Below are 13699 nucleotides of genomic sequence, written 5' to 3'. Positions count from 1 at the left end.
CCCATGTTCCTGCAAAAAGGCGAGACCTTGTTTCGTCAAGGGGAGCAGGGTCCGCTGTATCGGTTGGAGAGCGGCATGCTGAAAATCGTCCGCGTCCACCAAGACGGCTCCCAGTTCCTGGTCAACCTGATTCTCCCCGGCGAAATCATACCCCATCATTCGCTCATCAGTCCGAACCCTTATTACGGCACGGCCATCGCCCTTATGCCGAGTGAGGTCGCGGTTCTTCCCTCGAACGAATGGTACCGCGACTTGGAAGGCGATCCCGAGCGGCTCCGCGCCATCGCCGAACAGCTCCAGGACAAGCTGCGCATGATGCAGCAGCGCGTCGATCAACTCACGGAGGTATCGCCGGCCGGGAAGCTGCAGCAATTGCAGGAGTGGCTGAGGGTTTATATCGCCCCGGCGACCTTGACGGATTTGCTGACGCAGGATGAGATCGGCCAGTTCATCGGCCTGAGGCGGGAAACCGTCAACCGGCTACTGCGCAAACCCCGGTAACGACGGACCGGGCGCTGCCGATTCCGTTAACCGGTCGGCGGACGCTCATCCCTGCCGTCCTGCCCTCCATGCCCCGCTACTCGGATGGCATCGACAGCCAGTTCGCCAAATCCTCATAAGCCCCGTCATAGGGATAGACGTACGGATTGGACGGAGCCGAAACCCGGGTCACCCGGTCGGCCCGCAGCGCGAGAACCGGCTCGCCGCCGTACGTCTCTTTTGCGATCGTGCCGCTCACCAAGACCCAGGTGTCTTGCGGAAAATCGGTCTTTCCCGAAGTCCGGACCAGTACGCCAAAGGGGGAAGCGTCTGCGGCGCTGCTGGACATCACCAGCCTGGCGACGGCAAATTCGTTCGGCTGCATCGCTTTCTCCCGAAAGACAAAGCCACTTACGGTCATCCGCTTCCCGGCGAACCGGTCCAGATGGAGAGCGACGGCGCGGAGCACCTCCCGATAACCGGTCTCCGGGACGAGAATTTCCGGCTTGCCATACAACCGCCGGGCCAGTGCCGCAAGTTCGGATGGGTGGCCGGTGGCGGAGGCTTCGGCCCCATCCGCTGCCGGCTCCTTCTCCGCCGGACCCGCCGCTTCGGGAACGGAACCGTTGCCTTCCCAGGTGTCGACGGGAGCCGACAGGACGGCGGACACCTGCGACCCCTCCGGCCCGCTGAGCGCAAGACCCAGGGAGCCCGCCAGCCCGCTGCCGCTCATGCCGTTCGGAAGCAGAACGGCATAGACCACCGGCAGCAGGAAGAGCGCATACAGCAGCCCGACGGAACGAAAGCCGTTCGGCGACGCCGCAGGCTCGCAGCAATCGCAGGACAACCGATGCCCGCGGTTGCCTCCCAACGCCATCCAGATCTGCGCTCCGGCGAGCAGAATCAGGCCGATCGACGCCAGCTTGACGGCCGTTTCCATCCGCGGAGCGATGTATTCGAGCAAGCTCCCGCTTCGGGCGAGACGCTGAATAAAGCACGAGTATGCCAGCAGCAGCGCGGCCCGGAAGAGGTAATGCCGGGCGCGGCTGCGCTCGGCCCTACGCTTGGCTTCCTCCGGAAACTCCGGCATTCGGTTCATGCCCATCGCCGAATCCTCACCCCCCGCTCCCGACAAGCCCCAACCGTTCGATCACCAGCGCACCCAGGAGAACCAGCAGCACGACGAGCAAGATCAGCAGCAGTACGAACTTTCCCCGGAACGCCGACAGCATCATCAACAGGCTCTTCGTGTCCAGCATCGGGCCCAGCACGAGAAACGCAAGCAGCGAGCCGGACGGCAGCATTCCGGCAAAGGCTGAGGCAACGAAGGCATCCGAGGTGGAACACAGCGACAGCGCAAACGCAAGTCCCATCATCAAGAGTGTGGCCGTCAGCGGGCTTTGGCCGATGCCCGCCATCACGCTGCGGGGTACGGCGCTCTGAATGACCGCCGTCAGAGTCGCGCCGATCAGCAGGTACTTGCCCATCTCGAAGAATTCGTGCCCTGCGTGCGAAACCGCCTGGGCGATCCGCTCGGACAAGGAGAGCGGCGGCTCTGCTTCCGGTTCGGCTGACTCCGCTTGCCCGCTTAATCCTTCCCGGGTGAATTTCAGCGGGCGGTCCATTTTAATGAGATAAACTATTAATGCAATTAAGCATCCGACAAGCAGCCCGAAGCCCAGCCGCCAGTAGGCCATCTGCGGCTCCGTCCGGAACGCCGCCCGGGTTGCGGCGAAGACGACAGGATTGAAGATCGGCCCTGCCAGCAGGAATACGACTCCGATGTAAGCCGGCATGCCTTTGGCGATTAGCCGTCGGACGATCGGCACGATTCCGCATTCGCAGAGCGGAAACAACAGGCACAGCACGGCGGCCGCGGCGATCCCGCCGAGCGGATGATTCGGGATCAGGCGGCGGAGTGTCCGGTCGCTGACAAAAGCCTGCATGAAGGCGGAGACGGCGACCCCGAGCAGGAGGAACGGCAGGGCTTCCAGCACGATGCCGAAGAGCATGGTTTTGAAGGTCAACAGGGCTTCGGTGGCGGGCGGACGGGCATTCCCCGGCCGTCCGGAGCCAGGGTCGAACCGGATGACCGCGGTCGCTGATATCAGGCCGAACAGAGCAAGCCATGGCAGGCTTGTTCGCAAGCTCCAATCGCGCATCGCAATAACCCTCCCTTCGCCAATGGAGACGGGTGGCAAGTCTTATCTATACCTTATTCGCGTTCCGGACAAGGTATGCCGTACGCTTCCGCAATCGGAATAGGGCCGAGGTTTGGCCCATATCTATCTAGGAAGACCTCGATGAAGGAGCTATGGTATGAGCCTTCCCGTGTTGATTTTGAGCGGTTTTTTGGGCAGCGGTAAGACCACCCTCCTGCTTCGTCTCCTGGAGGCGTCCCATGTCCGCGGCCTTCGTCCCGGCATCTTGATGAACGAGCTCGGAAAACGCGATGTGGACAGCGAGATTCTGCGCGAGAACGGGGACCCCGCCGTCTCCCGGCTGCTCGACGGCTGCGTCTGCTGCAGCAAAAAGAGCGAGCTTGCCGCCGGCCTCGATACGCTCATCCGGACCAAGCCGGATCTGCTGCTCATCGAGTTGACCGGCGTAGCCAATCCCGAAGAGGTGGCGGACGCCCTGACCGAGCCCGGCCTCCTTGGCAAGGTCCGCATCCGTCAGATCGTAACCCTCCTCGATGCGGAGCATCTGCTGGAATACAACAGCGTCTTCTCCGCCGACAAGGAGCTGGTGCGAACCCTGCGCCGCCAGATCGAGGTCGCCGACCGGATCGTCGTCAACAAGACGGATCTTGTCTCGCCCGCCGTCCTGGCGAAGATCGCCAAGACTGTCCGCAGGCTGAACGAGCACGCCTCCCTGGAACACACGGTGCGCAGCCAGCTCGACCCGGAGCCGCTGCTCGGTGGAATCCGCGCGGGGGCGAGCACAGCGACCGTACCGGTCCGGCGCGATTCCGGCTTCCGACCGGAGCAAACCGGCCGGACGGCTCCGGCCGCGCGCGTGCAAGCAGGCGCGCCGGAGAAACCGCCGCACGCACCGTCCTTCTCCCGCGTGCAGACGCTGACGCTGGAGTTCCCGTACAGCTCCGCCCTGCCGCGGCGGGAGCTCGAGCGGTTCCTCGCCCGTCTCGGCCGCCCGCTGCTGCGCGCCAAGGGCTATGCGGTCTGCGCCGGCGAAGGTATGCTGCTGCTGCAATTCGCCGGCGGGCGGGCTGAATGGAGCCGCGCTCGGTATGAAGGCGAGCCCTATCTGGTGCTGATCGGGCTGGAACTGGACGAAGAGATAGTCCGGCGCGAATGGCAGAGGCTGCTGGCCGCAGAAGCGCAGGACAGCGGAAAGCGGGGCTAGATGCCCCGCTTTCCGCTTCTTTCAACACGCTTTCCGGTCCATCGCAGCCTCTTTTCTCGAACGGAAGACTGCACCCGATGATCGGCTGACGATTCGTATCCGCCTGTCCATGGCATCGCCGCCAACAGCTCTCATTCGAATCGGTCAATGCCCGGAATGTTGATCCATGCCGTTCGCCGGAACAATCTCCAGCATCTGATCGATCTCATCCTGAGCCTCCGGCGTGATCGAAGCCGCATCGCCGGTGATCCAGGCATGGTTGTACGGTCCTTCCGCGGGCGAGTCCTTGAATTTGGGCTCCAGGCTCATGACGTACTTCATCACGGCGTCCGGCATCGAGCCCTTGTCGGTCAGGAGCAGCGGGGCATGCTTGCCGAGGTGGGAGAACGGAGCCGCCGCGATGGCAAGTTCGGGTTGTCCCTCCGCGACGAACGACAGGTTGTGGCCCGGCGCGCTAATCCCCCAGCCGAAGCCGGTCGCGGCGTCTTTGTAGGAAGCGAACGCCACTGCGTTCTGGTAAGGATCGTTTCCGGCAATGCGGACCACCGTGCCGTATTCCTTCAGCGCATCCGCGACTTTGGCGGAAACGACCGATTCGGGCCCGAGCAGATAGATATGCGCGCGGCCGCCCCTTTCCTTCAAGGCCTCGGCCGTCGCGGCCGGGATGTCGTCCTTCCCGACATAGAGCAGCGGCTCCGGCATGTGGGCGATCCAGTTCACTGCGGGCAGCGTATACTCGGCCTGCTCCGAGGAGGCGACAATCACGCTCTGCGGCAGCTCTCCCGCCGTATTGGCATAATAGCGGTCGACGGCCCGGGCGACTTCCGCCGGATCGCTGCCGGGGATCTGGTCAGTCTTAAAGCCCGCTTGCTTCAGCTCTTCCTTCACCTGGTCGCCGACATCGCCCACAATCACGGCCTGTACGCCGCGATTGCCCTCCGCACCGAGCGGATTCAGCCGCTTAAGCTCCGCCAGCGTCGCGGCGGGAACCTCATTCTTGCCGAGATAAAGCACCGGGCCGTTGCTCGGATGGTGAATCAGATCGGCGCTCGCCGCGGCGATCCGCCAGTCGGCCGAATCGGTCAGGACGACGCTTGCTGGACGGCTCGCCTTCGACAGCGCGGGCCACAGCGTCTGCGATACCCATACGGCCGCCTGGACCGGATCGGAGGATTGGATGCGGGTCGTGTTCTTGGTGGCAAGCCACGGTGCGGCCGCGGCCGTTGCCGGAGTCGCAGAATTCGCAGAGTCGGTTCGGCCGGAAGCCTTGTCCGCCGAGCAGCCGGCCAGGGAGCCTGCAGCCAGCGCGGCCGCGGCAGCCAGTTTAATCCATCGGTTCATGGGAAGTCCTCCTGTCGGATTCAAGTGTGATAAATGTCATACGCCACTACTATACCCAGCAGTTGTGTGGAAACGATGAAGCACAAAAAGAAAGACGGCACGCGGCCGCCTTTCTTTTTTGCGTATAGTGCGCGTATTTGATTCCAGCCGCCGTTCCCAATGCCCGGTCAGGCTTAGGCTTGCCGCGCTTCCTGCCGGGATTGAATTGCCTTTTTCCCATGCAAAGGATAGTAAAGCAAAGTGCAAAGAAGCAGCACGATCCCCATCGCAGCGTACAGCCCCCGGTAACCGATCTCCGGCACCGCCAGCCCAAGCAGGAACGGACCGATGCCGACTCCCGCATCGAGGAAGATAAAGAATGTTGAGGTGGCCAGCCCCATCCGATCCTTCGGAGCCATCTTGATCGCAATCGCTTGGCCGCCGGACGAGAATGTGCCGTATCCGAGCCCGACGAACACGCCCGCCAGGAGAAGCATATAGCCATGGAACGGCTGGCTCAGCAGGAACAAGCCTGCGGCAAACAGAAGAAAGGCGGCGTACATCACCGAATTTTCGCCTTTGCGGTCAAAGCGGCGGCCCGTATAGGGCCGGGTCAAGAGAATGGTCACGGCGTATACGAGGAAGAAGAACTTGGCGAAGGCGCTCAGGCTGAACTCCTGCGCAAACGGAGTCAGGAAGCTCAGGATGCTCGAATAGCCGAGTCCCGCGAATAGACCGATCGAGGCGATCGGAAACACCTTGGGCTCGAAGAAGCTGCGCAGGGAAAAATCCGCCTTCCCGTTCGTAGCGGCCGCGCTTGGGACGGGCTCCTCGACCTTCAAGAACAGGGTCGAACCGAAGCTGATCACAAGGAGCGACAGGCACAGCACGAAGTTGGCCGAGAACGGCGCGCGTTCGGTCAGCATTATGCCGAGAAAAGGGCCAAACGCGGCGGCGAGCGTCGTACTGAGCGCATAATAGCCGGTCCCTTCCCCTCTCCTCTCGCTCGGTACGATATGGGCGACGATCGTGCCCGTCGCCGTCGAGGCCAAACCGAGCGCCGCCCCGTTCAGGAACCGGACGAGCATCAGCACGGCGAGACGGTCGACGAAGAAATACAGGACGGTCACCGCCAGCAAAGCGACGAAGCCGATCGTCAGCATGTTCTTCCGTCCCACCCGGTCGATGGAACGGCCTGCAAACAGCCGGGCGATCAAGGTGCCGATGACGAAGATGCCGGAAGCGAGTCCCGCCATACTGGGCGTGGCGTGAAACCGGTCCGTCGCGTAGACGGTGATGGTGGCAATCAGCAGATAGAAGGTAAAATACAAGAAGAAGTTGGCAATGGACACGATGAGGAAGTCCTTGGTCCATAATTTTGGTTCAGTCATGCGGCGATTCCTCCAGACGGGCAAGGTTTACTAGAAGCTTGGGGATCGTATGGAAGGTAATGGCCGCCTCTTCATGCGGAATGCCGTCCATGAGGCGATGCTCCAGCTCCGTGATGCTCCGGCGGCAGGTCCGATAAATGTCCCGGCCGTGCTCCGTCAAGCGAATGACCTTGCCCCGCCGGTCGGGTCCGTCGATTTGCTCGATGATCCCAAGCTCTTCCAGACGAAATACCCGCCGGGTGATGGCCGGCTTCTCTACGTTATAATAAGCGGCGATGTCGACCAGTATCGACGGGCCCCGGTTTTCCACATAATAGAGGACCTGCCACAGCGAATAGGACAGATCATACGGTGCGAGCCTATCGTTCAGGGCCGTTTGCAGCGGACGGTGCAGCGAGAAAAACCGGCTCAAAAAGCCTTCCATACAACCCACCTCGATTCGTTTATATAGTTACCATTGTTAACAGTTACTCAAGGTAATTATAAGCATCTTTCGATAGCGAGTCAAATCATCGTCAACATTGTGGAAATTGCTGGGGTGATGGATTGGGACGAATTGGTTAGCTTCCTCCCAACGAGTGTAATAAAGACCGTGTCGCCCGGAATCCCCTTACCCTTTTTGAGGGAATCGAAAACCGATCAGGAGGATGCAGCATGTTCAAACGAATGAATGAGATCATGATCGAAATCCCGGAAGTGGAAAAACCGGATGCCAACGCGGCGGCGGCGGTTCAGGAGCTGCTTGGAGGCAAATTCGGCGAGATGTCGACCCTGAACAACTACCTGTTTCAATCCTTTAATTTCCGGTCGAAAAGGCAGCTGAAGCCTTTTTACGATCTCATCATGAGCATCACGGCGGAGGAGCTGGGGCATGTCGAGCTAGTCTCCCATGCGGTCAATAAATGCCTGAACGGTTCCACCAAGCGGAAGAAGCCGGACCAATCCCCTCTGGAGGCCGTAAAGGATGCCCGTCTCTCCTACCATTTCCTCGCCGGGGCCCAAGGAGCGATGCCCTTCGATTCGATGGGAAATCCCTGGACCGGAGCCTATGTCTTCAACAGCGGCAATCTGGTCGAGGATCTGCTGCATAACTTCTTCCTAGAATGCGGCGCACGCACCCATAAAATGAAGGTCTATGAGATGACCGACCATCCGGCCGCCCGGGCCGTCGTCGGCTTCCTGCTCGTTCGCGGCGGCGTCCATGTCGTGGCTTACGCCAAGGCGCTTGAAGTGGCGACAGGCGTAAACGTGACCAAGCTGGTCCCCATTCCCTCGCTCAGCAACAAGCTCTTTACGGAAGCCCACAAATACGAGGAAAAAGGCGTTCACACCAAGCTGTATACCTGGAGCGAGAACGATTTCAGCTCGATCGACCAAATCTGGAAGGGAACCCACCCCGAGGACGGACTGCCCCTGGAAGTGATTCAAGGCGCGCCGGAAGGCTTCCCCATTCCCGATGCGCCGGCAGTCGAGGAGGAATTTGCCCCGGGGATCTCCGCCGAGGACTTCAAGGAGATCGCCAAGCGATTGAAGATGGCCGGTAACATTTCGGAATAGGAACGCTTCGTATCCCGCGATTCCTTCGAATTGCAAAAAGAGGTTTTCTCCTTGTTTGGAGAAAACCTCTTTTTCGTAGGAAGCCGGCATGGCTTACTCGTTAGTCGTTAAAGATATTCGCCGTTTCCTTCTGCCGCGAGATGATGAACAGCACCGTCCAGATCAGCAGGAACCCGACAAACTGGGCCGAGGTGATGATCTGCTTGTCGGTCAGCCAGCCTAACTTGAAGGCAAGCCAGTTGACCAGGACGCCGGCGATCGGAAAGCTGAGCTCCGCCAGCGTGGCGTAGGAGGCTTTAACGGCGCTGAGGCCCTTGTAATACAGCAGCATGCTGAGCAGCCCGGGCAGGAGCGCCTGCAGGAGCAGGTTGACCGTAAATCCGGCGATCGGTCCAAGCTCCGTCGGCAGATGCCAGCTTCCGCCGTTGATCAGCACCATCGCGAGCAAGAGCGGCAGCGCCATGCTAAACCGCAGCGAGGTCACCGTCTCGTATTTCATCGACCGCAGCAGGTAGCTGCCCATGACGGTCGAACCGCCCCAGAGAAGGGCTGCGCCGATGGCGAACAGGTTGCCGGGTTTGATGAAGTTCACGTGCTCGCCGAAGGGAAGATTCCAGCCGAAGGTCAAGAGATACGTGCCGATAAGCGCGATGACGACGAAGATGCCGAACGACTTGGGCAAGGCCTCCTTGAGGACGATCCGGGCCAGAAGGATCGCCATCAGCGGTTGGAGCTTTTGCAGCAGCAGCACGGCGTTCAGATCTCCGTAAGCGACTCCCTGGGTAAAGAGCACCGTGGCAATGGCCGATCCGCCCCAGGAGATGAACAGAATCGCTCCCATCTGACGAACGCCGATCCCCTTCAGATCGGCCCGGTTCTTCCACAACACCGGGGCCGCCGCCAGCACGAGGAGGATATGCTCCAGAAACACGAGCTGCCAGGAACTGACATGCTTCAGCAGCAGATTGCGGAACAGCGGGTCGATGCCCCACAGCGCCGCGCCGATCACGACGAACCAGAATTCCATGCGCACGCGGGGTACGCGCAAAGCGGGTGTTGCGGTTACGTTGACGTTGTTCATCCGACTCATGGTTCTCTCCCTCTGACATTCAGGACGCGTTCGGTAAAAAAGCCCCTTCCTGCATCAATCGCAGGACAGGGGCTCGGTCAAACACGCATGGGAAAACAACGCTTCCTCAAGCGGCTTGTCGATCTTCTACCATCCGGACTATCACCGTCGGCCCTGGAATTGCACCAGATCCATCCCTGCTTGAACCGGGAGTCGCGGGCTTCGTCCGAAGACGTTACCGCCGGTAGGGACTTGCACCCTGCCCCGAAGATCACTGTTATCGTATTGCTTTCTTTCATGAGTGTACCTCAGCCACTTACAAATTACAAGTGACAGAGTTTTGACAACGTATCATTTTTCACAACCGGCCGGTTTCCGGGCATCCTCGGGCACTTGCCGGTCGCTCGTCGGCTGTTCGTTCGGGTTCTTCTCCGCCTGTGTCTTCCAGGGCGGATCTCCATATTGGTGAAACAACCGGTTTACCCGATGAACGGCAAACGGAATGACAAAGGCCGCAGCCGCATAGAACCAGACCGTCACATCCGGTGCAGACACGATTCTCCCTCCTTTACTCCGTCTTCAGAATCGCGCCGATCATGCTGGCCTGCACATCCACGTTCACTTGGACACGGCAGGTTTTAAATACTCCCTCTCCTCGGTCCCAATCGTTGCGCAGCCCTTTCCAAACCGCGGGATGATTGCGCTCAAGCTCTTCTCCGAACTTGAAAATGTCGCTTCCCAGCTCGGTTTGGGATTTTTCCAGAGCCGCCTCGGCCATATCCCGGATTTTCTTCGCAATCGCCCGCTCCGCATCCCCGATTACCCGTTCATTGAATACGGAGATCTCCAGATGCGATTCCCCCAAGTTCCCGAAGACATGCAGGTTGACCCGAAAAGACGGCCGATGCGGATCGGTGACGTCGGCCCGGATGCTCCGCCTCAGTTTTTTGAGCTCAAATACAATGTTTTTGCCGTATACCTCGGTTTCAATGGTAGTGGACCGAATCGATCCGGTCAGCATATTGCGGCCGGTGGTTTCTTCCCCGTCGAGAAATCCTCGAAGCTGGTTTTTTTCGCCGTTGAATACCGCCGAACCGCTCAAGACGATCTTATTCTCCTTGGGTACCCCGGTCACGACCGGAAGAGCAAAGCTGGCTTTCTCAAGCAAGAACCGATGGACGTCGCCGATATTGGTTGCCGGTGTGATACTCCCCGTTTTCCGCGGATTCTCGGCGGTCGAATCGATGTACTCCGCCGGCAGGCGCTCCGTTTGCGGAAGGATGTTGAACAGCGGACTCGCCTCTCCCTTGGTAATCATCACCTTGGCTGCCCGGCGGGTCTCGGCATCCCGAACGTAGACGTCGAGAACTTTGCTGACGTTCCCTTCCCGGGCGAGCGCCTCGGAAATCAGAATGACGCGGTTATGCTCCAGGTAGGGAGGCCGGCTCGTTTCGTTGGCCATATCCCGGCTTGCGCCGAAATCCGTCCGGGCGGTTGCCGACAGGTTGAGAAAGGGCTTGGACGATCCTCCGTCCTGCTCGGAAGGCTTCTGCATCGCTTTGGGGACCGCCATCTGGTAGGTGACCCGGATCTGCCCCTCGTCGGCTTGATCCAGCGCCGTTCCCACGACGAACCCGCGCTGCTCGATCTCGGTCTGATCCCAACAGCCGCCGAGAACGACAAGCGCGGCTAAACCTGCAATTCCCCTCACGATTCGGGTCCGCATCGAAGTTCACCCCTTCTTCGAGTCTTCCGCTATGGCCGGCGGAGCGCCCCGAATTCCCCGGACGACGGCAACGAACAGGAACAAGGCGGGCAGCATCCAACCGAAGGCCATTCCCATGTAGCTGACGAGCGTGGAAATTCTACGCGTCTCGATCAGATTGCGCGGCATCATCGCCCCGAGCAAGAGCAGCGGGCTTAACAGGTAGATCAGGGGCATCCGCTTCGCCTTGGGGAAAATGGACTGAATGCCGAGAAGGGTCACATCGAAGCTCATCGCCGCCGTACAGAACAAGCTCAGCACCCAAGCCAGAAAAAATGGCGCTTCAAAGCGCTCCATGAGGCCGCCCGGAATCTCGACCTGCTTGGCGAGCTCCGCCAGCGGGTAAAGTGTGTTTTCGACCACCGTTTCGCTGAATACGCCGATGGACATGACGAATACGGCAAGGTAGACGAAGCAGGCTCCTGCCATGCCGGCAACCGCCGCCTTGGCTGTCTTGTCCGGATTCTTGATGTACAGGTTGTAGAACAACAACACCTCTACGCCGAGATAGGAGAAAAGAGTCTCCTTCAAGCTTTTCGCCAATATAACGGGCGGTGTGACGAAGACCGGCTTCAGTGCTTGAATGTCAAAATCTTTAAGAGCAAAGGCGATGACCAACGCGAGGACGACCAGAATGGCCGGCAGGAATAAGGTGTTGATCCGAAGCAGGGTCACGCTCGGGCCCGATACGCCATAGACCAGCACGAGCAAGAATGCCAGGCTGATCGCTTCGATCGGCGTATTGTCAAACAAATACAGCTTGGCGATGCTGGAGAGTCCGCGGATTTCGTAGCAGGTGAACAGAAACAAATAGAGCGAGAACAGGAAGACCACGATATGCGCCACAACGGGATGGGCGATTCGGCTCACCATGTCATGGTAATCCATCTGCGGAAATCTCCGTGTCAGGAGCGCAATCAGAACGGTGAACAGGCATGCGATCGCCCCCCCGGCCAGAATCGGAATCCAGCCATCCGACGTATGGGTAACGCTGGTGACCGCATCGGGCAGGATCAAGATCCCGATCCCCATGGCAATCTTGCAGACCATGAACGCAACCGTTCGCGAATCGACCATGGCATCGGCATAATCGAGCGTTTTCATGGCGAATCCCCCTTCTTCTTTCCTCCTGCCCGGCGGACGTTCCTCGTCTGCGTGAAGCGAGGGCGTTTCTTCATCATCGTAATCGGCGCCCGGATGAAGAGGTCCTTCCAATCGCCTCCAAGCTGTGGAGATAGGGGCGCCGAGAACGGAATCCCGAAGCTCTGCAGCCGCAGAACATGAATCACGATCATAATGGCCACCAGGATAATGCCGTAGAGGCCAAAGACGGCGGATGCGATCATCGTCGCGAACCGGAGAATGCGGAAGGTGATGCCCGCGCTGTAGGAGGGAATGGCGAAGGAAGCGACGGCCGTGACCGCAACCGTGATGAGCATGACGGGGCTGACGATCCCCGCCCGGATAGCGGTCTCCCCGATCACCAAGCCGCCGACGATGCTGATGGTTTGCCCGACCGGCTTGGGCATGCGAAGCCCCGCCTCCCGCAGCAGCTCCAGCGTCCCCTCCATCAAGATCGCTTCGAGAAAGGCGGGAAACGGCACGCCCTCGCGCGCGGCGGCAACCTGAAAGACCATCCGGAACGGAATCAGCCCTTGATGGAACGAAACGAGCGAGATGTACAACGCCGGAAGAAACAGGGTGATGACGACGGCGATCACCCGCAGCAGCCGGATCAGCGAACCGATCAGCCAGCGTTCGCTGTAATCCTCCGGAGATTGAATGAGAGAAACAAAGGTAATGGGAAGGATCAGGGCGAACGGGGTGGTATCCACCAGGATCGCCGCTTTTCCCTGGAGCAGGGCGGCGACGACTTTGTCGGGCCTCTCCGTATGCAGAAGCTGGGGGAACGGCGACAGGAAGCTGTCCTCGATCCACTGCTCGATGGTGCCGGACTCGGGCGCCATGTCGATGTCAAGCGAATCGAGGCGGCGCGTGACCTCCGTCACGATGCTCTTGTTGATGATGTCGTCGATATAGCAGACGGCCAGAACCTGATTGGACCGGCGTCCGATTGTGCGCGTCTCGAAGACCAGCTCCCGGTCGCGGAGCTGTCGGCGCAGGAGCGCCAGATTGCGGAAGATACTCTCGGTAAACCCGATGCGCGGTCCGCGCACGACGTTCTCCGTCTGCGGTTCTTGCAGGGCGCGCTCCGGCCATTTTCGCGTCTTGACGATCAGCGCTTCCGGGCACCTTTCGAACAGCAGCACGGTATCCCCCGACAGAAACGAGGGAATCACCTCGATCCAGAGGACCGTTCGTTTGGCGGCGGCGACGGGCAGCAGCCGTTCCTCGATCCCGGCCAACAAACGCTCCATGCTTCGGGAGTCGGAAACGCTCGGTTCCTCGGAACCGAGTTTCTTTTCCTGCAGGAAATGCACGATATCCTCTTGAATCAGCCGGTCGTCGGACAAGCCGTCCAGGTAAATGACCAAGCAGGCTGTATCCGACGAGCCGGTGCGGATAGCCTTGATCTGCATATCATCGGGCTTGTGAAGCTGCCGCTGCATCTCCTTCAAGTTCTCCAGCAGCGACTCGCCCAGCTTCGACGCATCCTGGTCCATCAAGCCCTCCCCTTTCGTTCGCGCTGCTTCCGCCTTTACCTTATAGTGGTATCCGAAATCGGTCGGTTCTACTCGGAAACTCGCTATATCCCTTTAGCCTTCAGACGCGGTATGATTAGATTAAAAA

13 protein-coding genes and 1 riboswitch are annotated in these 13699 nt (G+C 59.9%); of the genes, 3 read left to right on the top strand and 10 right to left on the bottom strand.

Going from position 1 to position 13699, the window contains the following annotated elements; genetic code table 11:
* The first annotated feature begins 3 nt into the window (after window positions 1-3).
* Window positions 4-501: a Crp/Fnr family transcriptional regulator gene (locus ACSEXS_RS07965; RefSeq protein WP_438432628.1), complete on the top strand. Its 498-nt coding sequence runs from the start codon at window positions 4-6 to the stop codon at window positions 499-501.
* Between the two features lie 76 nt (window positions 502-577).
* Here ACSEXS_RS07965 and ACSEXS_RS07960 read toward each other — a convergent pair whose 3' ends face one another.
* Both ACSEXS_RS07960 and ACSEXS_RS07955 read right to left on the bottom strand, forming a co-directional pair.
* A complete protein-coding gene (locus tag ACSEXS_RS07960) occupies window positions 578-1585 on the bottom strand; it encodes a TIGR03943 family putative permease subunit (protein WP_438432627.1) in 1008 nt (335 codons plus the stop codon).
* 10 nt (window positions 1586-1595) lie between these two features.
* Entirely contained in the window at window positions 1596-2642 is a 1047-nt protein-coding gene (locus ACSEXS_RS07955) for a permease (protein WP_438432626.1), read from the bottom strand.
* 157 nt (window positions 2643-2799) lie between these two features.
* Here ACSEXS_RS07955 and ACSEXS_RS07950 point away from each other — a divergent pair, with 157 nt between their 5' ends.
* Window positions 2800-3846, top strand: coding sequence for a CobW family GTP-binding protein (locus ACSEXS_RS07950; RefSeq protein ID WP_438432625.1), 1047 nt, complete (start codon window positions 2800-2802; stop codon window positions 3844-3846).
* Between the two features lie 144 nt (window positions 3847-3990).
* Here the strand turns inward: ACSEXS_RS07950 and ACSEXS_RS07945 are convergent, their stop codons facing one another.
* The 3 genes from ACSEXS_RS07945 to ACSEXS_RS07935 all read right to left on the bottom strand — a co-directional run bounded on the left by ACSEXS_RS07945 (window position 3991) and on the right by ACSEXS_RS07935 (window position 6981).
* Window positions 3991-5187, bottom strand: coding sequence for a cell wall-binding repeat-containing protein (locus tag ACSEXS_RS07945; protein WP_438432624.1), 1197 nt, complete (start codon window positions 5185-5187; stop codon window positions 3991-3993).
* Between the two features lie 173 nt (window positions 5188-5360).
* Window positions 5361-6557 (bottom strand): MFS transporter, encoded by a 1197-nt coding sequence (locus ACSEXS_RS07940; RefSeq protein WP_438432623.1) that lies wholly within the window; start codon window positions 6555-6557, stop codon window positions 5361-5363.
* Entirely contained in the window at window positions 6550-6981 is a 432-nt protein-coding gene (locus ACSEXS_RS07935) for a MarR family winged helix-turn-helix transcriptional regulator (RefSeq protein ID WP_438432622.1), read from the bottom strand. Before ACSEXS_RS07935 ends, ACSEXS_RS07940 begins: the two co-directional genes overlap by 8 nt.
* 230 nt (window positions 6982-7211) lie before the next feature.
* On the opposite strand from ACSEXS_RS07935, the gene ACSEXS_RS07930 reads away from it, so the two are divergent.
* Window positions 7212-8114: a manganese catalase family protein gene (locus tag ACSEXS_RS07930; RefSeq protein WP_438432621.1), complete on the top strand. Its 903-nt coding sequence runs from the start codon at window positions 7212-7214 to the stop codon at window positions 8112-8114.
* Between the two features lie 100 nt (window positions 8115-8214).
* Here the strand turns inward: ACSEXS_RS07930 and ACSEXS_RS07925 are convergent, their stop codons facing one another.
* From ACSEXS_RS07925 to ACSEXS_RS07905, 5 genes are all read right to left on the bottom strand, one after another.
* Entirely contained in the window at window positions 8215-9195 is a 981-nt protein-coding gene (locus ACSEXS_RS07925; protein ID WP_438433109.1) for a DMT family transporter, read from the bottom strand.
* 126 nt (window positions 9196-9321) lie between these two features.
* Window positions 9322-9459, bottom strand: a riboswitch (FMN riboswitch).
* Between the two features lie 75 nt (window positions 9460-9534).
* On the bottom strand, window positions 9535-9738 hold the full coding sequence (locus ACSEXS_RS07920; RefSeq protein WP_438432620.1) for a hypothetical protein: 204 nt from the start codon (window positions 9736-9738) through the stop codon (window positions 9535-9537).
* Window positions 9739-9751: 13 nt separating this feature from the next.
* Window positions 9752-10909, bottom strand: coding sequence for a Ger(x)C family spore germination protein (locus tag ACSEXS_RS07915; RefSeq protein WP_438432619.1), 1158 nt, complete (start codon window positions 10907-10909; stop codon window positions 9752-9754).
* 6 nt (window positions 10910-10915) lie between these two features.
* On the bottom strand, window positions 10916-12052 hold the full coding sequence (locus ACSEXS_RS07910; RefSeq protein WP_438432618.1) for a GerAB/ArcD/ProY family transporter: 1137 nt from the start codon (window positions 12050-12052) through the stop codon (window positions 10916-10918).
* On the bottom strand, window positions 12049-13572 hold the full coding sequence (locus ACSEXS_RS07905) for a spore germination protein (RefSeq protein WP_438432617.1): 1524 nt from the start codon (window positions 13570-13572) through the stop codon (window positions 12049-12051). Before ACSEXS_RS07905 ends, ACSEXS_RS07910 begins: the two co-directional genes overlap by 4 nt.
* Between the last annotated feature and the right edge of the window lie 127 nt (window positions 13573-13699).

Origin of the sequence: Gorillibacterium terrae (assembly GCF_051594785.1) — a bacterium.
Classification (GTDB): domain Bacteria; phylum Bacillota; class Bacilli; order Paenibacillales; family NBRC-103111; genus Gorillibacterium.
The sequence above is the reverse complement of the archived record's forward strand: the minus strand, read 5'-3'. Positions and strand labels throughout refer to the sequence as shown.

Excerpts from the sequence above, each read along its gene's own strand:
- ACSEXS_RS07965 (WP_438432628.1), top strand. The coding sequence starts at position 4 with ATGTTCCTGCAAAAAGGCGAGACCTTGTTTCGTCAAGGGGAGCAGGGT.
- ACSEXS_RS07960 (WP_438432627.1), bottom strand. The coding sequence starts at position 1,585 with ATGGGCATGAACCGAATGCCGGAGTTTCCGGAGGAAGCCAAGCGTAGG.
- ACSEXS_RS07955 (WP_438432626.1), bottom strand. The coding sequence starts at position 2,642 with ATGCGCGATTGGAGCTTGCGAACAAGCCTGCCATGGCTTGCTCTGTTC.
- ACSEXS_RS07950 (WP_438432625.1), top strand. The coding sequence starts at position 2,800 with ATGAGCCTTCCCGTGTTGATTTTGAGCGGTTTTTTGGGCAGCGGTAAG.
- ACSEXS_RS07945 (WP_438432624.1), bottom strand. The coding sequence starts at position 5,187 with ATGAACCGATGGATTAAACTGGCTGCCGCGGCCGCGCTGGCTGCAGGC.
- ACSEXS_RS07940 (WP_438432623.1), bottom strand. The coding sequence starts at position 6,557 with ATGACTGAACCAAAATTATGGACCAAGGACTTCCTCATCGTGTCCATT.
- ACSEXS_RS07935 (WP_438432622.1), bottom strand. The coding sequence starts at position 6,981 with ATGGAAGGCTTTTTGAGCCGGTTTTTCTCGCTGCACCGTCCGCTGCAA.
- ACSEXS_RS07930 (WP_438432621.1), top strand. The coding sequence starts at position 7,212 with ATGTTCAAACGAATGAATGAGATCATGATCGAAATCCCGGAAGTGGAA.
- ACSEXS_RS07925 (WP_438433109.1), bottom strand. The coding sequence starts at position 9,195 with ATGAACAACGTCAACGTAACCGCAACACCCGCTTTGCGCGTACCCCGC.
- ACSEXS_RS07915 (WP_438432619.1), bottom strand. The coding sequence starts at position 10,909 with ATGCGGACCCGAATCGTGAGGGGAATTGCAGGTTTAGCCGCGCTTGTC.
- ACSEXS_RS07910 (WP_438432618.1), bottom strand. The coding sequence starts at position 12,052 with ATGAAAACGCTCGATTATGCCGATGCCATGGTCGATTCGCGAACGGTT.
- ACSEXS_RS07905 (WP_438432617.1), bottom strand. The coding sequence starts at position 13,572 with ATGGACCAGGATGCGTCGAAGCTGGGCGAGTCGCTGCTGGAGAACTTG.